This window comes from Coleofasciculus sp. G2-EDA-02 (assembly GCF_040226375.1).
Lineage (GTDB): Bacteria > Cyanobacteriota > Cyanobacteriia > Cyanobacteriales > Coleofasciculaceae > Coleofasciculus.
In genome coordinates this window covers 1-24,355 of the sequence record NZ_JAVKEW010000189.1, presented here as the reverse complement: position 1 = coordinate 24,355, position 24,355 = coordinate 1, and the positions used below count along the sequence as shown (strand labels likewise).

The window sequence follows — 24,355 nt, the reverse complement described above, 5'->3', positions numbered from 1 at the left end:
CGACTAATCCTCCAGTAGCACAGGAACCAGTAGAAGCGGAACCGACTAATCCTCCAGTAGCACAGGAACCAGTAGAAGCGGAACCGACTAATCCTCCAGTAGCACAGGAACCAGTAGAAACGGAACCGACTAATCCTCCAGTAGCACAGGAACCAGTAGAAACGGAACCGACTAATCCTCCAGTAGCACAGGAACCAATAGAAACGGAACCGACTAATCCTCCAGTAGCACAGGAACCAATAGAAACGGAACCGACTAATCCTCCAGTAGCACAGGAACCAATAGAAACGCAAGGGGATTCAGGAAAGAATTTGGCGGAAAATCCAACCAATACAGTAGACGATCACACGAACAACGATAACTCAAGTGCGATCGCGGATAATGGCAGCAATACTCAAACGGCTAATTCAAATACGCCAAACACCAGTAACAACAGCACTGCTGTAACCTATAGTCGTCAAACCTATAGTCGGCTTCCCAATCCCAACACGAATGACAATGACAAAGAAACTTGCGATCCCAATGATGCGAGTTGTCAAGAGGGTAGTGTAGCGAATCCGAACGCCCAGAGTGATACTAATAGCGGAAATAATAACTCCGCTGCGACAACCTATAGCCGCCAACCGACTTCTACTAACACCAACAACACTCCCAATACAACGATCGCAGCTAATAATTCAGCGAGTAATAGCAGTCAAACCTACAGCCGTACTCCAACTCAACCCAGTAGTAATGCGATCGCAACTCCTGATAAGAGCACCGCTAATCCTGCTAATTCAGATATTACCAGCAATACGGCGAGTGAAAATACAACTCCTCCTAATATTCCCAGTTACGATATAACCAATGATACTATCCCTGGAGATAACGTAGCCACGGCGAATCCGGCTAATACCGATAACGCGAACAGCAATATCCCAAGCGATAGCAGTTCTAATCCCACCAATACCAGTGGTGGTAACAGCAACGTGGGTAATAACTCGGCTAACACGAGCAATCAAACCTATAGTCGCGTTCCCACCTCAAATAGCAACAATCCGACGACTCCAATTACTGATAGCGGAAACAATAATTCCGCCAACGATAACGCCGTAAATACACCAAATACTGATAGCCCTAACGATACGGCTAATAATAGCGGTTCTAACCCCACAGACAATAACAGCAACGGCAATACTGATATTGCTGACGATAATTTTGCTGACAACGGCGACTCAACCTACAGTCGTGATCCGGATAACGGAAATAGCGATATCGCGGACAATAGCGGTACAGATCCCGTAGATAACAGCACGGGAAACACCGATCCGACAGATACAGATAACGCCAATACTGATACCACTGACAACGGCGACTCAACCTATAGTCGTGATCCGGATACCGGAAATAGCGATATCGCGGACAATAGCGGTACAGATCCCGTAGATAACAGCACGGGAAACACCGATACGGCGGATACAGATAACGCCAACACCGATACCACTGACAACGGCGACTCAACCTATAGCCGTGATCCAAATAACGGAAGTGATACGGCAAATAATGGTGGCTCTAACCCCACCGACAACCCTGACAACTCCGATGTCGCCAACAATAATTCCAATACCCCTGAACCCTCTGGAGGAGACACCACAACGGGAAATAACCCGAATGGAACTCCCAGTGAGACTCCCCAGCAGCAGGCTGCAAGCCAGGAAGAACCATCAATCTCGTCAGAAACGAAGAATGTCAGCGATCGCGTGGCTCAACTCGAAGCTGATTTTACCCAAGAATTTGAAACCTATCTCCAACAACAATTGGTAACCAAGCGGCTGAATCTACAAGATATCAGTGAACGGACTCGCGACATTGAACAAGTCACCGGTTTGAAAACAGCCGTGATTTATGTCAGCTTTGTCCCTCAATCATTGACTCGTGATGCCAATGCTTGTCAAGCTGAGTCTGCACCCGCCGGAGATCGCCGATTTGGTTATAGCCCCTCAGCATCAAGCAATTGTTCAGCACAAGACAATAAACAACTAGAATTGCTGCTAATCACCGCCGATGGTAAAGCCATTCAACGTCGAGTCGAAAATGCTAATCGGGCTAAGGTTTTAGCGCAGACTCAAAACTTCCAGCGATTGCTGAGTGATCCTCGCAACCTCGGATCGACGAACTATCTGGATTCAGCCCAGCAACTCTACCAATGGTTAATCGAACCCTTGGCGGACGATTTAGAGGCACACCAAATCCAAGGTTTAATGTTTGCCATGGATTCTGGGTTGCGATCGCTTCCTATCGCCGCCCTTCACGATGGAGACAACTTCTTGATCGAGAACTATAGTGTCAACTTGATTCCCAGCTTCAGCTTAATCCAAGCTCCTAATCCCGACATTCGCTCGCGTCAAGTTCTAGCCATGGGGGCGTCAAAATTCTCAGATTTACAACCTTTACCATTTGTCCCCATAGAACTATCCACCATTACAGAATATCTGTGGAAAGGCAAATCATTTCTCAACGAGAATTTCACCTTCCAGAATCTGCAAGAACAAATCAACCAGAACGAGTTTGGCATCATCCATCTAGCCACTCACGCCGAGTTCAAGCCGGGGAATCCAGAGAATTCCTACATTCAACTGTGGAATCGCAAACTACGGCTCAATGAACTCAAGGAACTAGGCTTATCCGATTCAGCCGTGGATTTATTAGTGCTAAGTGCTTGTCGAACCGCCCTAGGCAATGAAGACTCTGAACTCGGTTTTGCTGGCTCAGCCTTACAAGCGGGTGTTGATTCTACCCTTGCCACCCTCTGGTACGTTAGCGATGAAGGCGCCTTAGGCATCACGACTGAATTTTATCGTCAATTAAGGCAAGTGCCGATTAAAAGTGAGGCATTACGCCGAGCGCAGCTTGCCATGGTTCGAGGCGAGGTTAGTATTGCGAATGGTCAATTAAATTATGGAGATAAGAGTATAACCTTACCCCCAGAAATAGCGGAACGCGCCAAGGTAAAAAATCTCAACTTCTCTCATCCGTACTACTGGGCACCCTTTACCTTAATTGGTAATCCGCAGTAGATTGGGAAATAGGGAACAGGGAACAGGGAAGCGACAACCGGAAACAGGAAACTATCAGGGCACGATATTATCGTGCCCCTACCCAGTTAATTATCAATGGATAATTAATAATTGATAATTGACAATTGATTAATTGGGTCTAAGACCTCTTCGTAAACGAAGAAATTAAAAAAGATTTTCCTTAATTTCAATCCTCTTCTTTTAAGGAGAGGTCATTATCCATTGTTCATTATCCATTGTCAATTTGTGAATCGCTGTAGGGGTACGGCACAGAAGAGCCCTCATCTCATATTAATTCTCTGCCTTATTTCTGATGTTTCTCGTAAGCCTCAACAATGCGCTGAACCAGAGGATTACGAACCACATCTTGAGTGGAAAGTTCGCAAAAGGCAATCCCATCAACTGGGCGCAGAATTTTTTGTGCCACCGCTAATCCTGAATCTTGATTCGGCGGCAAATCGGTTTGGGTAATATCCCCAGTAACCACCATCCGAGAACCAAACCCCAAGCGAGTTAAGACCATTTTCATCTGTGCTGGGGTAGTATTTTGCGCTTCATCAACAATTACAAAGGCATTACTAAGTGTCCGCCCTCGCATATAGGCTAACGGTGCCACTTCAATAATCCCCCGTTCCATTAAATTGGGAATTTTATCCCCATCAATTAGTTCGTATAAGGCATCATAAAGCGGACGTAAAAACGGATTAACTTTCTGTTGTAAATCTCCCGGCAAAAATCCTAACTTTTCTCCCGCTTCTACAGCCGGTCGGGTTAAAATCAGGCGTTCATACTCATTTGCCAGTAATGCCCGGGTTGCCAATACCACCGCTAAAAAGGTTTTCCCGGTTCCCGCAGGTCCAATACAAAACGTCAAATCATGATTAAGAACCGCTTTAACGTATTGGCGCTGGCGAAAGGTTTTGGCACGAATCACATCACCGCGACGGGTACGCGCGAGCACATCTTGATGTAAATCCTGAAGTTCATCCTGACGGTGGGTATCTAAGGCATGAAAAGCAGTACGGATATCCGCCTCTTCAATCCGTCTACCCTCGATCCAAAAAAGTTTAAGCGATCGCACCACGGACGAGGTACGTTCAACTTGTTTTTGAGTCCCCGAAATTAGCAATTCCTGTCCCCGTAAAACCAGAGTCGCACCAGTCCGTTGAGAGAGCAACTTCAGGTTACTTTCGCGATCGCCCACCAGTACCATCGCACTCTGGACACTCGGTAATTCAATCTTTGTCGATACTTCACTCAAGGTTAATTATCAGGTATTAATCATCGGTCACAGGTAATCCGTTATTCGTCATCAACGATTAGCACAGAGATAGAACCAAGGACAGGTAGAAGGGTAGAAGGAGAAGGTTAGGAGGTTAATACTCCCTGATGAATCACATAAACATAAACAAATGAGGCAATAATCTCTTTTACAATCGAAATCATCCTCTGTTTATAGAGAACTAATTTGTCAGTGTAATCAGTGTGACTAACCTCTCACGCCCCTACCCCAATCTCTCCAATAAATCCGTGAAATCAGTGTTTTGACAAATGAAATAACGAATGACAAATCAAGAACGAGACTTCGAGTTAGGTTTAGGCAACGGTAAGCGTCGAGGCGAACCTTTGCTCGCCTTGGATCTATCCCCTGAAGGGCTTTCACGGCGGGATGTGCCACCTGACTCATCATAGATATCCAAATAGACCGATTCACCGGCAATCTTAGCCATCCCTTGAATGACTTTGCGAATTGCCTGAATGTTACGACCACCTCGACCAAACACTCGCCCCTTGTCCTCTCCGTCAAAAGCCAGCCGAATCCAGACACGATCATTAGCATGGGCGCGTTCGCAGTCTAAACTCAGCGCCGTGGAAGACTCTAAAAACGGCTCAACCAAAAATCGAACCAGACCCCCATAATCCGGGCTGGTTTTCTGCCCAGTTTCAGACACTGACTTGTTCAAGGACATTGGCTTTCTTCAGAATACTGCGTACTGTATCCGTGGGCTGCGCTCCATTTTTCAGCCACTTGGCAATCGCGGGGGCATTCAGAGTGGTTTGATCGGTTCTGGGGTTGTAGAAGCCCAATTCTTCCAAAGGACGACCATCCCGACGGGCTTTACTCTCAATCGCCACAATGCGATAACTCACTTCACGCTTTTTGCCGAATCGTTTTAATCGAATTTTGACCATAGTTTCCAATAACTCACCTGTTTGATTTTACGCGATGATTAAGGATTTCGGGTAAATGGGGATTCGTCATTCGTCATTTGTTGATTCTCCCTGCTCCCCCTGCTCCCCCTGCTCCCCCTGCTCCCCCTGCTCCCCCCGCTCCCCCAGCTCCCCCTGCTTACCCTACACCCTTATTTTCTCAAAGCTGACCAAACCCCTTCTTCTTCTTCGGCTTTTTCTTCTTCTTCGTCGGACCGCTACCGCGCCAACCGGTTTGGGAACGATTTCCCATCCCGCCACCAAACATATCGCCCATACCACCCATACCGCCCATACCAGGGAATCCGCCCATTTGACCTTGACCCATCTGCTGCATGAGCGATCGCATCTTGGTAAACTCACTGATTAGACTGCTCACTTCGCGCTCACTATGCCCTGAACCCTTAGCAATACGACGGCGACGACTGGGAGAACCTGCCAGCAAATCCGGATTGCGGCGTTCCTCAGCCGTCATGGAATTAATCATCGCTTCCGTTTGCTTGAGCTTACCTTCCCCTTTTTCCAGTTGATCCGAACTCAGCTTACCCATTCCCGGCATCAACTTCATCAACCCACCCAGGGAACCCATATTTTTCAACAGCCGCATTTGCTTCAAGAAATCGCTGAAGTCAAACTGAGCATTGAGCATTTTCTCCTGCATCTGGGCGGCGTCAGCTAGATCAATTTCTTCTTGAGCTTTTTCCACCAGCGTCAGCACATCGCCCATACCCAGAATCCGGGATGCCATGCGATCGGGATAAAATGGCTGTAGTGCTTCTACCTTTTCACCCACACCGACAAATTTAATCGGCTGACCCGATACTTGGCGCACAGACAACGCTGCACCCCCTCTAGTATCCCCATCCAGCTTGGTCAGAATTGCCCCTGTAATCCCAATCTGTTCATTAAACGTATGGGTTAGGGTTGCCGCCTCTTGACCCGTCATCGCGTCAACAACCAGCAGCACCTCGTGGGGTTTAACATTGTCCTTAATCTGGGCAAGTTCCGCCATCATCTCGGCGTCGATTTGCAATCGTCCCGCCGTATCGATAATTACGGTATCGACACACGTTTCCTGGGCATGGGCAACCCCCTGACGGGCAATTTCCACAGGGTTAGTATCCGTCCCCATTTCAAAAACAGGGATATTAATTTGTTCACCCAATGTCACCAACTGGTCAATCGCCGCAGGGCGATAAACGTCCGTCGCCACCATCAAGCAACTGCGGTTTTCCTTCCCCAGGTGTAAAGCTAATTTAGCCGTAGCCGTGGTTTTCCCGGTTCCCTGTAAACCTGCCATCAGTATGATAGTAGGCGGCGTATCTGCTTTAGCCAAGGGGACATTACTTTCCCCCATCACCTGCACCAGTTCATCGTAGACAATCTTGATAAACTGTTGGTCAGGGCGGACGCCAGCGATGACATCAGCGCCCATTGCCTTGCTTTCTACGTCAGCAACAAATTTTTTGACGACTTGCAGGTTCACATCTGCCGACAGCAAAGCCCGACGCACCTCTTTCAGGGCGTCTTGAATATTGGCTTGAGATATCTTGTCTTGACCGCGTAGTTTCTTCCAGGCGTCTTCTAAGCGTTCGGCGAGAGCATCAAACATAGTTAACGTTAGTCTAAAAGTTTAGTGTTACGAGAGATAGGGTCTGATTGCCGTGACTTCTTACACAATAACGCTTGAGGGGATTTTTCTACCAGTTCTTTTCATCGACTGGGCTGTCAAAGCAAGAGGAGGCGATTCCTGTTGATTTATGTTTCTCTACCTCTAAGCTTCTGGGAAAAATACTGGGAATATAATAGACAACGCGGCTTAACAGAATTATTCTCTAATTGCACTAAACCTAAGCTTTGTAACTTAAATGCCAGCATCGATTCCAATGGCACAGGGCAATTTGCCTCAACTACCGTTTTCATCATGATTAAATCATTGAATCACCCTGTTGTGATCATAGTCTTCTCACCTGTCTCATCCCGCCAATTCAGACATAAGTCAGACATAAGTCGGACAATTTAAATCCCTCTGGTCAGGGATGAGAATTGAGGGATAATAATCAAGTGTATGCTCGCGAAAAATTTCTCCTCGTGTCCAAACCACTCGTTCTAATGGATCATGATGGCGGTGTAGATGATTACTTGGCAACCGTCCTGCTGATGACAATGGATCACATTCAACCATTGGGTATCATTGTTACCCCGGCTGACTGCTATATTCAACCCGCCGTTAGCGCCACGCGCAAAATTTTCGACCTAATCGGATGTTCTCATATCCCCGTTGCCCAGAGTACGGTACGCGGGATTAATCCCTTTCCCGCCCTTTACCGCCGGGATTCGTTTATTGTGGATCATCTGCCGATTCTTAACCAAAATGACGCCATCCAAACCCCCCTACTTAAGGAAACCGGTCAAGAGTTTATTGTGCGATCGCTGCAAACGGCTGACCAACCCGTTACCCTAATGGTGACAGGACCTCTCACCACTGTCGCCACCGCCCTTAACCTCGCCCCCGATATCGAAGCGAAGATTGAGCAAATCGTCTGGATGGGGGGTGCAATTCACGTTCCCGGTAACGTGGAAGTGAGTCTGGAACCGGGACAAGACGGTTCAGCCGAATGGAACGCCTATTGGGACCCCCTCGCCGTACATCAGATCTGGCAAACTCAGATTCCCATTGTCCTTTGTCCTCTTGACTTGACAAATACTGTCCCCGTTACCTCTGAGTTTGTTTACCAACTGGGGAAACAGCGTCGCTATCCCATTTCCGATTTTGCGGGTCAGTGTTACGCCTTAGTGATTCCCCAAGACTATTATTTCTGGGATGTTCTCGCCACAACCTATCTGGCTCATCCCGAGTTCTTTACCTGGCAAAACTGGGAAACCACCGTGATTCCCCAAGGTATCAGCCAAGGATGTATCCAGGTTGAGGCGGGAGGAAAACGGATTCGGGTTCTGGATACCGTCGATAAGAAAAAATACTACTCCTATCTTTTACATCAGTGGGCAAGGTAACATAGAAACTGTGATCCCAGTCACTTTAATCACTCTCAGCCCAGTTATCTGAGAATAATGCCTCCCCCACCTCGTCCAAGGTTAACCCTTTCCTAGAAGGCAATCGACGGGTTATCCCCTGTCACTCCCACCAGTTTGGTGAAAACTAAATGAGAATGGTTTATTTCTTTTAATAATTGTGACTTTCCTGTATTATGAATGATAAAAACAGCAAAAATATGACAGAAGCGATTTGTGAGCAGAGTCGTTATCGCCACTCGAACCCCTCCTTGTCAGGGAAAAGGGTTCAGAGGTAGACTCTGCTCTTTTAAAGTTTCTATATAACATCCGACTTTTTTTAACGCCGAGAGGATAGATAATGAGTACTGATTGACACTCACCTGTCAAAAGGTGAGACATAGGGCTTTTTGCATCCTCTCCATTGAAGGGAAATGAGAGTGTAGCAGGATTTTTACCATGACTTATTCTATCGCGTCCACAGAGCGTTCCGTGTCCCAGCCCACACAGCGTCAGCGTTCCACTGTTGAGAAAACACCCAACTCGTCAACCTCCAACTCGTCAACATCGAACGTTCATTCCTTGGCGGTGCTTTGGGCAAAGAAATACTATACCGCTGTCACCAATCAAGATGACTCAGCCTCCACACTAGCGGCGGCGGATCTTAAAGAAAGTGCATCAATCGAAGGCAGACAAAGCACGGCAGAGAAAATGATGCAAAAGCTCAACTTTGCCAGCGCCCAAGCTTGGTCATTGACTGAAACGCTGCTATCTGAGGAAATTCGGCGTCATGGTATTAATCCTGAATTAGTCAATCCCTTAGAAATTGCTGCCGATACTCGTTGTCTGTTCCAAAAGACGGCGAATGCTTATGCTCAACGGGCAACACCACGACGCTTATCGGTGATTGTTGGCCAAGATTTCGGCAAAGTGCGCCAAAAATATACTAGCGTTGATCGGCGTGCGATCGGTTTTGTCAGTATGCAGTTCCACTATACGGGTCAAAAGATACTCGATTGGCTCTCGCCAGCGGAACAAAAACTGTGGCTTCCCTATTTAAAGGTAATGGATGACCACATGTATATGCCCCTACAAGCGGCCTATGATGCGGCGGCTAATCATCCCTACAATTCACCGGCGCTATTAGCCGTGCAAAATCTGTTACCCATCAGCACGAAACTAGCTATTTCCGTTTGCCAACAAGTTTGCCGTCAAAATCCTAAGTATGAAACCTACAGCGGTCCGTTGATGAGCAAAACGGTGAGAATTGCCAGTATCCGCGATGTGGAAATGTTTCAGGTTTATCTGTGTCTGTGTGTCTTAGAAGATGATATTCGGGCGGTGCAGCGAGAACTGTTTCCCTTATGCGTCATGCTTTATCCGCGTCTGCGTGTGGGCTGGCGTTTAGTGCAAGATATGCTCAAAGCGATTGGTTGGGAAATGTACAATCGCCTACCTCCCGAAAATATGGCAACCTTTTTACCCTATCTGCGGACATTAACGGAGATGTTCTCCTGTGACGTATTTCAAGAACCAGAGTAGCCTGGTAGAGACGTTGCATGCAACGTCTCTACCATCTGGAAAAGAAGGGTTCTATAATTTTATAATTTTATCGTTAAGTCTGCGTTTAAAACTGGGCTTGCGTGAAGAGAAGCGAGTATGACGAATGACAAACCACAAAGCAACAGCAACTCTCAAAACTAGATTGCTTAAATGATTTCCTGTTTAAGTTAATCCTATCTGGAGTCGCACTAAAAATTAACTTTTAAGTGCTTTATCTCCCTAGTTGGTAATTTTAGGAAATATGAGCAATTTGTTGAGCGTTGCTGTTACTTATTACTGAAGAAATACAGATAGAATTTGTCAGTCGGTTTTATGCCTCCTAGTTTGATTGTGTTGTTTAACTTCTGTCATTAGAAGCCTTGGTGCTTCAATTTCTAATGTAATCACTTTTACCGGAAAGCACAAGCAAATGACATGGAAGTTTACTTTTTGATGATTAAATGCTGTCGTTTGTGTTACAAAAAATTTACGAATCAGCTTCTGTGAGTAAATTGATGATGTTGTTGGTAAAGTCGAAAAACCTAACCCCCCAGCCCCCTCATTCCCCCCTACAAGGAGGGAAGCCAGCGGATGCAGGAGCTTTTGTTGCACGGAAGGGGGAGCTTGAAAGCCCCTTCCCGGAACGGAGAGAGGTTTTTCCCCTAGTTAATTGACCAATCGTATCATTGATAAGTTAGCTTGGATATACAGACTTTTTCCATCCGCAAACAGGAGTAGCCAATGAATCGGAAGCAATTCTTTCGGGTTGTTTATCTCGGTTTGGCAATGATGATTCCCTTGGGGATAATCAGCAGTAATCCAGTTAATGGGCAGACATCCATAAACTTAGGTACATTTCGCAGCACAGCCCTGTCTAAGCACAATACCTATCGGAACACTCATCATAGTCCTTCTATGACCCTGAGTAGTTCCCTCAACAGTAGCGCTCAAACTTGGGCGAATTATCTGGCGACTAATGGCGTGTTTAAACATAGTAGCTCCAGTCAACGTAATAATGCAGGAGAAAACTTGTACGCTGTCTATACAACGGCATCTTCGATAGACTCGGCTACTTTGGCAAACCAAACGGTGACTAAGTGGTATAACGAGGTTTCAGCATATAACTATGACAATCCAGGGTTTTCTTCAGCAACAGGGCATTTCACTCAGGTGGTGTGGAAAAAGAGTACCCAATTAGGTTGTGGTGCGGCACGGGGCGTCAAAACTATTGGAGGTACTAAGTATAACGCCTTCTATGTCGTCTGCCATTATGCGCCTGCGGGTAATGTGACTGGACAGTTTGCTGAGAACGTTTTGGCGCCGTAGTTATTTGAGTCTAGTCTGAGTAGCAGTTTTCCCCCAGCAGATCCCCGACTTCTTCAAGAAGTCGGGGATCTAATAGGTGTAGGTAGATTTATTAGTCGGAATGAGAGTTGCGATCGCGCGTTTTCAATCTTGTTTGTACACCTTGGGTTTTGAGTATCAGTTCAATACCCTGAGTGATCATCCCTGGGATAACATCTAGTACGGGTTGACCTGAGAGTACATCAAGATTGCCTTCCACACCGATAAGTGCGGCTTGCGCGACGAGTGCGCCAGTGATGACTCGCCGCACAAACTTTTGTTGTTTCTGTTGACTTTTGTCATTTTTTGTGATTTCCGTGCAATTGGTCGATTGGGTTGGTTGAGAGTTGTTCATGGTGAGAACCTTGAAATGGTGTTGAATCAAGGCTCTCTTTGGGGTCGTAGAGCAAAGCAACTGCCATTGTGTCATGGCTAGAAGCCTTTTGAAATCGGGGTTAAAATAGGTTTGGGGTAGATCCTTGGTTTGAGGTAGCCCAAACTTTTTTTGGAACTATATAGACTTCGCTCATGCGCCAACCGACCAAGGGACGAGTTCTGCAAGAGCGCGTGTGGCGCTTTATAGAAGTCCTACTGACTCAAGCTGAGAATTCGTCTAATTTTGAAATTAAGTGGGAAACAGATAAAGATACTCGCAGACCTAATTTTGTAGTGAAAACAAGGCGGAGATTCCTTGAGAGTCTGGCGCAATTAAAAAAACATGAATTAACCGAAGTTATCAAAAGCCTAGAAAATCTCCAAATTTGGGACGACAGACGCCTTAAACGAGGACAAGGTTCAGAAATTGGGTCTTTCGCGCTCAAGCTTTGGAGTACAGACGCACAAAGAAATCGGGAACTGTTTGAGCGAGTGTGGGATGGTAGCAGAACAGCTAAATCCAAAGCGTTAGAGGCGACTTACAAGAAATCAAAGGATCATGATGAAGCTTCACAGCCTGAGATTGACTGGCGGGATGTATGTCGCACAAAGTTGGAAAAGCAGAAACAGCTAACAACCAATCGATTGATGTCTGCGGATGAGATGTTATTTGATATCAATCAGATTTGCGTGGATTTGGCATTAGTCGAACGCAAGAAACCAGACAAGCGGAACGGAGATGATAATCTTAAACAATCCCAATCGTACAAGCCAGACTATGAGGAAACTGAAAAACTTGAGTACAACGATTTTATTACCAAAGTCCTGAAATCAGAGCCAAGTAAGAACATTGCAATCATTGGTGAACCGGGCGCGGGAAAAACCACGCTTTTACAAAGGATTGCTTTCTGGATATTGGATAACACTAATTGTTTGTCGATTTGGATACCACTGGGAATTTTGCCGACGGCGGCGCCAACGTTAAAAGACTATCTGCTGCATCATTGGCTAGAAGATGCCATTGTTAGTGTCACGCCGAAAATTAAGACTGAGTTTGAAGAACTGTTGACGGCTGGTAGGGTGTGGCTGTTGCTGGATGGGGTGGATGAGATGGTTGCCAATTTTGGGAATCCTCTCTCATTTATTAACAATTGGATACCCGGTTGGTGTCAACACTTATCGGTGGTGCTGACGTGTCGGTTAAATGTTTGGGCAGCCAATCCTCATGCTCTAAATAAGTTTAAAACCTATCGCACGTTGGAGTTTAGCCCAGAGAAAGTAGAGGAATTTATCGAGGCTTGTTTCCAAAACCGTAGGGGCGCACCGACGTGCGCCCATGAATTAGGTATTCAGTTGCAGCAGGCGCTAAACCAACCGGGAAAAGAGCGAATTAAGGATTTAGTAAAAAATCCCCTGCGGTTAACGCTGTTGTGTTCAACTTGGCATTTGCGAGAGGGCAAGTTACCGGATACCAAAGCTGAACTATACCAGCAGTTTGTCGAGGAGGTGTACAGGTGGAAAAAAGATAAGTTTCCCACAACACCTGAAGAGAGAGAGCAAATCAACGCCAAGCTAAAAGAGTTGGCGATAGAAGCAATTGACAAGGAAGAAAACCGATTTTGTTTGCGCCATAAGTTTGTCGAGGGTATATTGGGCGATCGCGAGGATTCTGTATTTCAATTGACGCTCAATATCGGCTGGCTAAATCAAGTGGGTGTAGATGCCAAAAATCCAAATCCCAATCAACCTGTTTACGCCTTCTTTCATCCCACGTTTCAGGAATATTTCGCAGCGCTGGCGATTGATGATTGGGACTTTTTCTTACCTCGCGCTCACGATAATCAGAATCCTGAGCCAGTCTCAGATAGATACCGCATTTTTGAGCCGCAGTGGAAAGAGGTAATTTTGCTGTGGTTGGGGCGTAAAGATGAGTATGCGCCACCAGAGCAAAGAGAAATGTTTATTGAATCACTGATACATTTCAAAGATGGCTGCCAAAAATTCTACAGTCGTAGGTCATATCTTCTAGCAGCAGCAGGTGTAGCAGAGTTTAGAAGCTCTAGCCATGCTGATGAGATTGTCAGAACAGTCGCTAGAGTCGGATGTTGTGATTTTGATCTATTACTTGAAGAGTCTTTAGCAGAATCGTTTAGAGCAGTGTTACTAGAAACTGACCGCAGTATAGCAATTACCAACTTAGTTGAAATTGTAATAAATAGTAATAAGGGGCTTGGATATGCCGCTGAAACTCTAAGTAAAATTGGTCAGAACAATCAGGAAGCTATTACTGCTTTAACTGTAAGAATTCCTAAGGTAAAAAATGAGCAGTTATGTTGGCAGGTTGCTAAAGCACTGATTAAACTTGACCCTAGTAACTCGACCGCTATTACTGCACTAATCAATCTAATCCGAACTAGCCAAGATGAGGAATCCATTATCCAGGTTACTATTACATTGGGGCAAGTTACCTCAGGGAACTTGGATGCTATTGCTGGCTTGACTGAACTGCTCAATTCCAACATTTCAGGAGTTATTGCTTATTTTGCAGCTAAAAGTTTAGTTATAATTAGTCCTGATAATCCAGATGCTATCTCTGCATTACAGCGATTGAAGCAACCACCTTTCAAGGAAGTAAATGAGGAAGATTATAAACAAAGTCAGCTTCAATATCAAGCAATCCTAAATAAACATTTAACGCCTATTCAAAAGAATGCATTTCTTGGCAATTTAAACCCGAATAAGCAACTAAATATAGATATTCTCATTACTATCTTAAATAAGTGCGAAGTATCAGAAAATGAGAGAATTGAATATAAGGAATGGTTAAATAACTTAAGAAATAGAGATTTTTTGCCTGGAACACACACCTTCACATTTCCAGAAAATATTAGAAATACGTGGGAAAAATACGGAATTTATTTAAGTGCTATTGAAAAACTCTTAGAAATTGAACCAGATAACTCAAAAGTGATATCAGCTTTTACCAATCTGCTTTGCCCTAGTTCTAGTACGCTAATTCCATCTACTGAGAATATTTATGATGATCGGAGAATACAAAGACTCGCTCAGGGACTTGTGAATATTCGTCAGAGTAACCATTTAAGAGCAGTCATTACAAGTTTAAACAACTTGTTGCACTCTCTTAATAAATCTTCCGATTCCTACAATTTCTACTATGGAATTCTATGGCACTACGCCCAAAAGATGAGCTACCCAGCCTTCCATCAAGCGTGGTATCCGCAAGAGGCAGTAGACAATGCAACGACTCCCAACCGCCAAAGTCTCCATCTAGCTGACTTACCGCAAAGCCTTCAAAGTGCCATTACCAACGACCTCCAACTAAGCCAAATTATCCACCTAATTTACATCGACAGTAGCCAATTCATCGAACCCGATAACCCCGCCGAAATATACGACCAGATGCTTGACCAAAACTGCCCAGAGTGCGACTCAGTACCCGAAACAATGCCAGCACTCAAGCTATATTGGAACTCCCTCAAGCGCAACAGCAATAAACGCCCCTTTTTAGTCTTTTACGCATCATCTACCCATCCCTATAACCAGGCATTTCTAACAGCTTTGAGCAAATTTGGGCGGGAGATTTGTGTTATCACAGAGCAACCCATTGACCACATTCCCTTAAAATACTTCGCACCAAGCCAGTCAATCAAAGACATCCTGGAATGGATACGCACAAACTAGTGGCGTGACCCAGCTAAAATGGTGGTATAGATTGTAGGTTGGGTTGAGGAACTAAGCCCAACAAAAGATAGGGCTAAAGCCCTTACTACGAACCCAAGCTAATCTATCAAATTAGGTGTGCCACGCCACTAGAATTAATCCAGATGTACCAATTAATCTCCATTCTTTCAGGTAAACCAGACTATGAAACTCGCTAACCTATCAACAGACACCCTCGAAAAAATTAAATCTGTGCGCTGGGACAGAATTATTGAAAAACATGAAGGTCCCGAAAAGTGGGAGTCGGTTCTCAGATATTACGAACCCGAATTTATGGAAATTGAGGGGCGTTGGGTACTTCTGCCTATCGAGCGAGAGCATCATACTAATATCACGATTATCCGTTCTATTTGGAGTGCGGATGGTAATTCGCTGACGCTGTTTCTCAAGGATACCACCTATGATGATGACCCATTTTTCTCCGGCTATATGGCTGTTTGCGATAAGGTGAAAGAGGAAAATTTCTTTTTGGCAATTTTATATCATGAATGGTTTATGATTGAACGAACAGATGTTTTTGAGTTATGAGCCATATAGCCGATTTGCAAATGGGAGTCAATCTACATTTACCTTAAACAGCAAGGTATAACCTGATGCCTAGAAAAGATACCTTTCACGATATTGTTCGCCGCGCCCTTGAAAAAGACGGCTGGACAATTACTCACGATCCCCTTTTACTACGCTATGAGCTAGGCAAGCTGTATATTGACCTGGGAGCCGAGAAAGTCTTAGCCGCAGAACGAGACGGACAAAAGATTGCCGTTGAGGTTAAAAGCTTTCTGCAAAACTCTACTATTTCAGAATTTTATAGCGCTCTTGGACAGTTCATCAGTTATCGCATCCTCCTGGCAGAACAATATCCAGAATACATTCTATATCTTGCTGTACCACTAGATACCTATACTTCCTTTTTCGCTACCCAACTTGCCCAAGGCATCATTAATAGCCAACAATTAAAATTAATTGTTTACAAACCACAACAGGAGGTTATTGACCAATGGCTAAACTAGATCAATACCGTGAAATTGTGCAGAAACTCCTGCAAGATTATGCCGCATTTAGCCGTGACGATCAAGAGGTTGAAACCGAACTTATTTTCGACACGACTAGAGATCACTACCAACTTGTGCATATTGGTTGGCAGGGCGAACGACGGATCTATGGTTGTATTTTACATCTTAATATTAAAGACGGAAAAATCTGGCTTCAACACAACGGTACAGAAAACGACATTGCAGCCGAACTCGTAGAAATGGGAATCCCGAAAAGCGATATCGTAATCGGCTTTCACTCCCCCTTTAAACGCCAATTCACCGAATATGCTGTTAATTAGGGTCTGCTGAATAAGTCTTGTGGTGAGGGGAGGGAACAGTTTCAAACCTGATCCCGTTAGGCTTGGTTTTTGTCGCCAGGATTATGGTTGTTAGTCGGGGCGGGTTTAGTGACATCAGGGTGACAACAAACGTTAGTAGTTAAACCCGCCCCTACAAAAGGGTGGATTTAGTGATATTAAGGTGACAAAAAATGTTACACCAAATCAGAGTTAGCCACCCCTGTTATAACCCAGTCCGCGTAGGCGGACTTTGTTTGTGTAGCAGCGATTTTAATCGCCGTGGTAAACTCACTCCTACCAAAAGGGCGGGTTTAGTGACATCAGGGTGACAACAAACGTTAATGGTTAAACCCGCCCCGACAAAAGGGTGGATTTAGTGACATTAAGGTGACAAAAGATGTTATACAAAATCCGAGTTAGCCACCCCTTTTATAACCCAGTCCGCGTAGGCGGACTTTGTTTGTGTAGCAGCGATTTTAATCGCCGTGATAAACGAGGGTTACTAAGGCTCACTCCTACCAAAAGGGCGGGTTTAGTGACATCAGGGTGACAACAAACGTTAGTAGTTAAACCCGCCCCTACAAAAGGGTGAATTTAGTGACATTTGACATACTTCCGATTTTAATCGCCGTGGTAAACGGGGGTGACAAACATCTATGCGGGTAATGTCCAAATTAAATAAGATGCCCATATCGCCGCCACTACAGCCAGAATCACTAACCATAACGGATAATGGGCGCGACTGACTTTACCCTCTGATGTACTCAATGTTTCCACATCAATCCAAGGCGTAACTCCCCGCCGAAACCAACCCATTACTGTCACCGATTCACCGACTAAATCACTGGGGCGAGTTCCCAGGGGGAGTAAGTTACCCAGAGAACCTAAAATTGAAAAGTAATGCAGTTTAACTAAACCACTATCCGTTTCAATAATTAAATCCACGCCTAACCAATTCTGCAATCCGCGCCGCCCTAAAAGTTTACCTGTAAATTCCACAGGTTGATGGGTAGAGGGTAACGCATTCGGATCAGCTAACATTTGTTCTAAGCTGGGTTGGTGACGAATCGCCGCAGGTTTGATATCGGGAAAGTAACGATTAATCCAGAGAATAATACTTAAACTAAATGCAATTAGGATACAAGCATCCAGAAATGACCCAGCGTTGTGTAACCATATTAGCCGCCAGAATCCAGTTATCCACTTGCGAGATAACAAATCACTGAGAATACCGAGTAGCCAGAATACCACTCGCAGTACAACACCTACAACGAATCCAGTTAATAGAACACTTTGGAATAAAGGAAAGGCTTTATAACTATCAATTAGTTTCAACCAGCGTGTTTTATTATCCCGTATTGGCGGTGGTGGTATGGGTAAATCCAATTCTGTCCCCAGTCGCCACTCATAAGCATAACGGGCGCACAAATGCAAGCGATCGCCTAAAAGTGGATGAGCCGCTGTAATAATTAACCAGTGACGGTAGGGGTTGGTACATTCCCACTGTAAAACCCGTTCAAAGGGGACATGGGGCGAACAACTGCTTAAGAGTAATCCTTGTCGGTATCCTACGGGTAATACTAAATCAAAGCTTTCCCACAAGGGGCGGGTTTGTTCGGCTTGATGGATTGCATCACTCATTCCTAAGCCGATTTTCAATAGCGCCCGGGTTAAGCCGTTGGGATTTCCGGTGGTTTCTATCGCCACGCGATCGCTATAGTAAATTCTAATCCTGGAAAACCATAGCAGGGGGAGGCGCAGTAGCCAGTAGGTGGCGTAACCTAAGCTGGAAATAATACTTGATATTCCTAAACACATGGGCGGTAACACTCGTTGAGTGGCGGGATATTTGCCCCGAATCCACTCCGCTAACTGTTCTCCCCCTTGGGCAACATATATATATAGGAGATAGGGAAACTGGAGAATTAATATTCCTAGAGAACTTAAGATAAAGTCCCAGTTAACAATATGCCCCAACTGAGTCGCATAGATCGTGGCGATTTCATCTTCAGCGAGTTGTGTCAATAAGCCCTCACTGACGACAATTCGAGCCGTGCGCGGTAAATTACCATAGGTTATCGCTAAAGGCGCTTGTGTGGGTAAAATACCCAGCGTCGGTAACGGTAAACGGCGTTGACGGCAAAAGCGTTGGATAGTTTTAGCCGATTCTGAGGATCGCGCCGCCAGTTGGCTTACGGAAAGAGGTTCTAATCCATACACCTGTCTTAATAGCCAATCCATTAACCAGGGAGAGACGATTAGCGTCACAATCCCTAAGACAGCTAAAACCTGAGTAGGATCACGGTAGAACCATTGAATCGGTGATAATAGCGGCAATTGCACCAAAATAGTGTTGGTGGTTGCCATTAAAAACTCTAACCAGAAACGCAGCAACCAAGCAAACGCGATCGCACTTCCTACCCCAATTAACCCCAATCGCCTTAATTTCGGGCGTTTAAATGGACTCCAGTTTTCCGCACGCCCTAAGTTACGAAACCGAGGGCTGGCGGAAAATAGGGAGGGTGCTGAAGGGGGTGTGAAAGCAACCGGGAGTTGGGATGAGGGTTGAGGAGGAGGTTGATTTCCTGAAGAGTGTTGTCGCGATTTGCCACCTGCAAACAGGCGTTTAGCCGAATCAGTTAACCGCTGTTTAATCGTTCCAGGTTTGGCGGGGGAGGAGGGGGAGTTTAGGGGAACAAATCCGGTAGGATTCGCTGAAGTGTCTTCTTCTGGCGTAAAACCCGTATGATTGGCTGGAGGCGGGGATTCCGCCATGAGTTCCGGTAAGGTATTTCTCGCCCATTGTTGCACCTTAGGATTGAGATCTTGGGTGAGGGTTTGGCAAAGCGCGATCGCGTTTTGGGTATCACCACTTTGGCGATAAGCCTTGACTAGGGCGACACTGGCGCGGGAGACGATGGCTTCATCTAACTCAATCTCGCAGACACCTTCTAGGTGTTCGATCGCCGCCGCGTAATTGCCCTGTTTGAGAGCCGCTAAACCCGCATCGAGGGAGGGATTGGGAACAGATGCCATAATCTTTACATTCTACCCTGCTCTTTTAGGATAAGCTGTCCTGCCTGGAATGTTTCATCCGGCAGATAAATCCCATGGAGGGCTATCCGATATAATTAAAGGTTGGGTGAGGTTAATTAAATCCGGCAAGTCGCCCCTGGGATGTTTTCCCTGAATCAAGAATACCCGACCGATGTACCATCTAGAAACTCCTGTCAGTATAGGATAAAGATAGGAGTGAACATATATTAGAATCCTGCTTACTTTAGTCGCGGGAGAAGTCAACTACTTCCCCTCTGGGAACTGTCGCTCTCGCACATCATGACTATAGTCTTGCACCGCCTGCGTAATCATTTGCCGCAAATTTGCATATAACTTCGCAAAGGGTGGCTGACGTTCTGAAAGTCCTAGTAAATCGGCGGTAACTAATACTTGTCCGTCGCAATCGGCTCCAGCACCAATACCAATCGTGGGAATGGTTAAGGTTTGTGTAATCTTCCTAGCTAAATCAGCCGGAATATGCTCTAAAACCAGGGCAAAAACACCCGCTTGCTCAAGCGCGATCGCTTCTGCCAAAATCCGCTCCGCCGCTGCTTCTGTTTTCCCTTGCTGACGATAACCTAGCAGATGTACCGACTGCGGTGTCAACCCGACATGACCCATAACTGGAATTCCCGCCGCCGTTAAATGGGCTACAGTTTGGGCTATGGCTGGATGTCCGCCTTCTAACTTCACCGCCTGCGCCCCGGTTTCCTTCAATACCCGCCCCGCCGAATGCATCGCTTGTTGGAGACTTTCCTGATAACTCAAAAAGGGTAGATCGCACACCACGAACGCCTGTTTTACACCCCGACGCACGGCTTTAGCATGGTGTAGCATCTCTTCCAACGTCACAGGTAATGTCGTCTCATACCCCAAGGTGACCATTCCCAAGGAATCCCCAACCAGAATAATATCCACTCCAGCCGCATCTAATAATTGCGCGATCGCATAATCCCAAGCGGTCAAGACGACCAACGGACGCCCTTGTTGTTTCCATTGTTTCAGTTGCTGGATATTTACCATTAGGGAAATTTTGATCCTTCGCTTCGCTAGTCGGACATGGCGCGTCTGTAGGGGCGGGTTTTACCGATAACGCTCCGGCTCAAACCACTAACGGAACTAAACCCGCCCCGTCTAAATTATGAATGATGACTTCCTGAATAAATGACGAATGACAAATGACAAATGACCAAAAACTAAAACGTCTCTGGCGGATTTTTCACAAACGCTAAATGGGGTCTAACTTGACCCGTGGATAGGCTAACCCAGGCTAGTCCTTCCGTCGTTCCCACCCATAATTTATTCCCTACATCTGGGGACAGGGAAAGAATATAGTCTGAGGGAAGATCGGATAGTTCTCCCAACACGGCTCCCGTTTCTGCTCTGATTTTTAACAAGCCACTTTCCGTACCTACCCAAACACTACCATCTAGAGCAAAGCGCACCGCTGTTACACTACGCCCCCGTAACGGAGTCACCGAACGCGGTTCGGCAAAGGGATTGTTGGGGTCAATTACCAAAAGACTACTGGGAGTACCCACCCACAGCTTGCCATCAGGTCCTGTGGTGAGGGTTTGGACAATGGTTCCAGGTAGATTGCCAATCCGCCGAATCACAAAAGCACTGGCGGTATCGACTTGCACTAATCCTTCTAATGTACCCACCCAAAGTTGACCCTCTTGATCTAATGTCAGAGCATTGGCGCTGACGCCGGGGAGTTCTTGCACCGTGGTCATCAATAATCCTTTGTCGGGACTAATCATAGCCAAACCGCGATCGCTTCCTACCCAGAGATACCCACGCCGATCTATTTGTAAGGATAAGACTCGATTCGAGGGTAATGTAAAGTTTTGTGCGGTAACCTCATTACTGCGGGGATCTACTCGTAACAATCCTTCATAAGTTCCCAGCCAAATTCGTCCTACCCGGTCTTGGGCTAAGGCGTCAATGGTGTAGTTTGGTAAATCAACACGGGCTTTCAGTCGTCCGGTGTTCGGGTCAATTCGGGCAAGTCCTGAGTAGGTTCCCACCCAGAGGTCACCTGTGTAGTCGGGTTGCAACGCGGGGACGCGAAAATCGATGGATAGGGGTTCTACTTGTCGTCGCAAGCGTTCGGGAGGTAACGGGGCACCTCCAGGGGGAGGGGGCGCACCTTGATAGTCGGGGGCTGTCCCCAGTTCGGTTTGAGCTAGGGTCACTTGTGCCAGTCCTTGGTTCGGCTCACTCCCCATCCATAGAGGAGCGGTTAAGCTTGCCAAGGGCAACCCTAACCCTAGCAGGGTAGCACCGATGAAAAGACGAATCGGGGCATTCAAAGACGCCATGTTGTCTGAGACTATTGGGATAGTTTTTCTATATCTATATCTATATTAGTCGGAGTGCTGTTTCATCCTAGACTATAAAATCATTACCTCAATACGTCCCAGATTGGTTATTTTGTAACAGAAAGTTAATAATATTTAACATTTCGTTGATTTATAATAGTACCTTATACAATTCTCAAGAATATTTGAAGTTAAACTTATTGAATTCTTTGGTATATTAACAAAGTTGCTGAAAATTTCACTTGTCTGGCAAGGAGCTGCACGTCGTGCCGCTTCGCGAACACGCTATAATTTTTCAATTTGGCGTGAAATGAATCGCCACAAGGATGCCACCTAAAGCCATAAGGGGAGAGAAGCCCATATCAAGCAATAGTTTGGTGCTGTGGGATAATTACTCTTATCCTGATCCGCTCAATAAAAAAATGTCTTGGCTGAGTCAAGTTTTTTGACCCAAAATGGCAGATAATAGGTAATTCAGACACCAAAAACCAAAATGAGCAGGTTGGGTGTGGGGATGCACCCAATCCGGGCTAATTTTCAGAGTCATTTTAGCGATTTTAGTCTTTAACTAAGGGCATAAAATCGTTAAAAATGTCTATGGGTTTAGCTTGTCGCAACATTCAGTAGTTCCTAAGGAAGGAAAACATGTCTTACGCTAAAACAAAAACTCAGTCAAAAGCTGGGTATGATGCCGGGGTCAAGGATTATAAATTAACGTATTACACTCCGGATTACACTCCTAAAGATACAGATATTCTGGCAGCTTTTCGGATGACCCCGCAGCCTGGGGTGCCTCCAGAAGAAGCGGGTGCAGCTGTAGCGGCTGAGTCTTCCACCGGAACTTGGACAACGGTTTGGACAGACCTGTTGACAGACCTGGATCGCTACAAAGGTCGTTGCTATGAAGTTGAGCCAGTCCGTGGGGAAGATAATCAATATATCTGCTACGTCGCTTACCCATTGGATCTGTTTGAAGAAGGTTCTGTAACCAACATGCTGACCTCTATTGTGGGGAACGTGTTTGGCTTTAAAGCCCTGAAAGCCCTGCGTCTAGAAGATATGCGGATTCCAGTGGCTTATCTGAAGACCTTCCAAGGACCCCCTCACGGGATCGTGGTTGAGCGCGATAAGTTGAACAAGTACGGGCGTCCCTTGTTGGGTTGCACGATTAAGCCGAAGTTGGGTTTGTCGGCGAAGAACTATGGTCGTGCCGTTTATGAATGTCTGCGCGGCGGTCTAGACTTCACTAAAGACGACGAAAATATTAACTCCCAGCCCTTCATGCGCTGGCGCGATCGCTTCCTATTCGTGCAAGAGGCAATTGAAAAAGCCCAAGCCGAAACGGGTGAAATGAAAGGTCACTACCTGAATGTCACCGCCCCCACCTGCGAACAAATGATGGAGCGGGCGGAGTTCGCCAAGGAAATCGGTACGCCGATTATCATGCATGATTACCTGACGGGTGGCTTCACAGCGAACACCACGTTGGCGCAATGGTGTCGTCGCAATGGTGTACTACTACACATCCACCGGGCGATGCACGCGGTAATCGACCGTCAAAAGATCCACGGCATTCACTTCCGGGTGCTTGCCAAATGTCTGCGGATGTCCGGTGGTGACCACCTGCACTCCGGTACCGTTGTGGGTAAGCTCGAAGGTGAAAAAGGCATCACCATGGGTTTTGTTGACCTGATGCGGGAAGATCATATCGAGCGCGATCGCGAACGTGGTATTTACTTCACCCAAGACTGGGCATCCATGCCCGGTGTAATGCCGGTCGCTTCCGGTGGTATCCACGTTTGGCACATGCCAGCGCTGGTGGAAATCTTTGGCGATGATTCCTGTCTGCAATTCGGTGGTGGTACTCTGGGTCACCCCTGGGGTAACGCTCCCGGTGCAACGGCTAACCGTGTCGCCTTAGAAGCTTGCATCCAAGCCCGTAATGAAGGACGCAACCTGATGCGTGAAGGCGGCGATGTTATCCGCGAAGCCTGTAAATGGAGTCCTGAATTAGCCGCCGCTTGCGAACTGTGGAAGGAAATCAAGTTCGAGTATGAAGCGGTTGATACCGTCTGATACCCGGTAAGCAACCCCGGTCTAAAGCTTGCCCGATAAGCGAAGCGAAGGGACACGGAGCTTTAGCCAAGTAAGTTAAAGCTGTGCTTACCAGCCTAAGTGCTAAGCGCACTACGTTATCGGCAAGTGTTAAAGACCTACCTGCGGATGCGATAGCCAGTTTGCTGCTCTAGAACCGAAAAGTTAAACAGTTTTAAGGTCACTGAAACAGTGCTTTTTGGACAGTTACCGACCGATAACCTTGGCGAGGCTAACTTTACCCCAGAAATGGGTGAAAACCGGAG

19 protein-coding genes are annotated in these 24,355 nt (G+C 46.1%); 9 read left to right on the top strand and 10 right to left on the bottom strand.

From position 1 onward, the window contains the following. Positions 1-3,056 (top strand): CHAT domain-containing protein (locus RLO19_RS22475; protein WP_446359641.1); only part of this gene is annotated, 3,056 nt, incomplete at its 5' end. Between the two features lie 304 nt (positions 3,057-3,360). Here the strand turns inward: RLO19_RS22475 and RLO19_RS22470 are convergent. The 5 genes from RLO19_RS22470 to RLO19_RS22450 all read right to left on the bottom strand — a co-directional run bounded on the left by RLO19_RS22470 (position 3,361) and on the right by RLO19_RS22450 (position 7,193). Beyond that, positions 3,361-4,317 (bottom strand): PhoH family protein, encoded by a 957-nt coding sequence (locus RLO19_RS22470; RefSeq protein WP_446359640.1) that lies wholly within the window; start codon positions 4,315-4,317, stop codon positions 3,361-3,363. A 310-nt stretch (positions 4,318-4,627) separates the two neighbouring features. Next, positions 4,628-5,026 carry a KH domain-containing protein gene (locus RLO19_RS22465; protein WP_446359639.1) on the bottom strand — a complete coding sequence of 133 codons (399 nt, stop codon included), beginning with the start codon at positions 5,024-5,026 and terminating at the stop codon, positions 4,628-4,630. Then, entirely contained in the window at positions 5,001-5,249 is a 249-nt protein-coding gene (gene rpsP / locus RLO19_RS22460; RefSeq protein WP_446333979.1) for a 30S ribosomal protein S16, read from the bottom strand. Before rpsP ends, RLO19_RS22465 begins: the two co-directional genes overlap by 26 nt. Before the next feature lie 178 nt (positions 5,250-5,427). Beyond that, positions 5,428-6,879 carry a signal recognition particle protein gene (gene ffh / locus RLO19_RS22455; protein ID WP_446359638.1) on the bottom strand — a complete coding sequence of 484 codons (1,452 nt, stop codon included), beginning with the start codon at positions 6,877-6,879 and terminating at the stop codon, positions 5,428-5,430. A 146-nt stretch (positions 6,880-7,025) separates the two neighbouring features. After that, complete coding sequence (locus RLO19_RS22450) at positions 7,026-7,193, bottom strand: AAA-like domain-containing protein (RefSeq protein WP_446359637.1); 168 nt, start codon at positions 7,191-7,193, stop codon at positions 7,026-7,028. 165 nt (positions 7,194-7,358) lie between these two features. Between RLO19_RS22450 and RLO19_RS22445 the strand changes: the two genes are divergently transcribed. Beyond that, on the top strand, positions 7,359-8,282 hold the full coding sequence (locus RLO19_RS22445; RefSeq protein ID WP_446359636.1) for a nucleoside hydrolase: 924 nt from the start codon (positions 7,359-7,361) through the stop codon (positions 8,280-8,282). Positions 8,283-8,374: 92 nt separating this feature from the next. Here the strand turns inward: RLO19_RS22445 and RLO19_RS22440 are convergent, their stop codons facing one another. After that, entirely contained in the window at positions 8,375-8,539 is a 165-nt protein-coding gene (locus RLO19_RS22440; RefSeq protein ID WP_446359635.1) for a hypothetical protein, read from the bottom strand. Between the two features lie 199 nt (positions 8,540-8,738). Between RLO19_RS22440 and RLO19_RS22435 the strand changes: the two genes are divergently transcribed. Together RLO19_RS22435 and RLO19_RS22430 are read left to right on the top strand one after the other, a co-directional pair. After that, on the top strand, positions 8,739-9,821 hold the full coding sequence (locus RLO19_RS22435) for a hypothetical protein (RefSeq protein WP_446359634.1): 1,083 nt from the start codon (positions 8,739-8,741) through the stop codon (positions 9,819-9,821). A 741-nt stretch (positions 9,822-10,562) separates the two neighbouring features. Next, a complete protein-coding gene (locus tag RLO19_RS22430) occupies positions 10,563-11,147 on the top strand; it encodes a CAP family protein (protein WP_446359633.1) in 585 nt (194 codons plus the stop codon). A 91-nt stretch (positions 11,148-11,238) separates the two neighbouring features. Here RLO19_RS22430 and RLO19_RS22425 read toward each other — a convergent pair whose 3' ends face one another. Next, the gene (locus RLO19_RS22425; RefSeq protein WP_446359632.1) at positions 11,239-11,520 is read right to left on the bottom strand and encodes a hypothetical protein; all 282 of its coding nucleotides are present in this window, start codon (positions 11,518-11,520) and stop codon (positions 11,239-11,241) included. A gap of 173 nt (positions 11,521-11,693) precedes the next feature. Here RLO19_RS22425 and RLO19_RS22420 point away from each other — a divergent pair, with 173 nt between their 5' ends. From RLO19_RS22420 to RLO19_RS22405, 4 genes are all read left to right on the top strand, one after another. After that, positions 11,694-15,242: an NACHT domain-containing protein gene (locus tag RLO19_RS22420; RefSeq protein ID WP_446359631.1), complete on the top strand. Its 3,549-nt coding sequence runs from the start codon at positions 11,694-11,696 to the stop codon at positions 15,240-15,242. Between the two features lie 183 nt (positions 15,243-15,425). Continuing rightward, positions 15,426-15,809, top strand: coding sequence for a hypothetical protein (locus tag RLO19_RS22415; protein ID WP_446359630.1), 384 nt, complete (start codon positions 15,426-15,428; stop codon positions 15,807-15,809). Between the two features lie 65 nt (positions 15,810-15,874). Next, the gene (locus tag RLO19_RS22410; protein ID WP_446359629.1) at positions 15,875-16,291 is read left to right on the top strand and encodes an element excision factor XisH family protein; all 417 of its coding nucleotides are present in this window, start codon (positions 15,875-15,877) and stop codon (positions 16,289-16,291) included. Continuing rightward, on the top strand, positions 16,279-16,614 hold the full coding sequence (locus RLO19_RS22405; protein ID WP_446359628.1) for an element excision factor XisI family protein: 336 nt from the start codon (positions 16,279-16,281) through the stop codon (positions 16,612-16,614). Before RLO19_RS22410 ends, RLO19_RS22405 begins: the two co-directional genes overlap by 13 nt. Before the next feature lie 654 nt (positions 16,615-17,268). Here the strand turns inward: RLO19_RS22405 and RLO19_RS22400 are convergent. The 3 genes from RLO19_RS22400 to RLO19_RS22390 form a co-directional block, all read right to left on the bottom strand. Continuing rightward, on the bottom strand, positions 17,269-19,650 hold the full coding sequence (locus tag RLO19_RS22400; RefSeq protein ID WP_446359627.1) for a M48 family metalloprotease: 2,382 nt from the start codon (positions 19,648-19,650) through the stop codon (positions 17,269-17,271). A gap of 264 nt (positions 19,651-19,914) precedes the next feature. After that, positions 19,915-20,694 (bottom strand): 3-methyl-2-oxobutanoate hydroxymethyltransferase, encoded by a 780-nt coding sequence (gene panB, locus RLO19_RS22395; protein ID WP_446359626.1) that lies wholly within the window; start codon positions 20,692-20,694, stop codon positions 19,915-19,917. Positions 20,695-20,867: 173 nt separating this feature from the next. Continuing rightward, positions 20,868-21,995 (bottom strand): ligand-binding sensor domain-containing protein, encoded by a 1,128-nt coding sequence (locus tag RLO19_RS22390; RefSeq protein ID WP_446359625.1) that lies wholly within the window; start codon positions 21,993-21,995, stop codon positions 20,868-20,870. Between the two features lie 645 nt (positions 21,996-22,640). On the opposite strand from RLO19_RS22390, the gene RLO19_RS22385 reads away from it, so the two are divergent. Next, entirely contained in the window at positions 22,641-24,071 is a 1,431-nt protein-coding gene (locus RLO19_RS22385) for a form I ribulose bisphosphate carboxylase large subunit (RefSeq protein WP_446359624.1), read from the top strand. Positions 24,072-24,355: the final 284 nt, after the last annotated feature.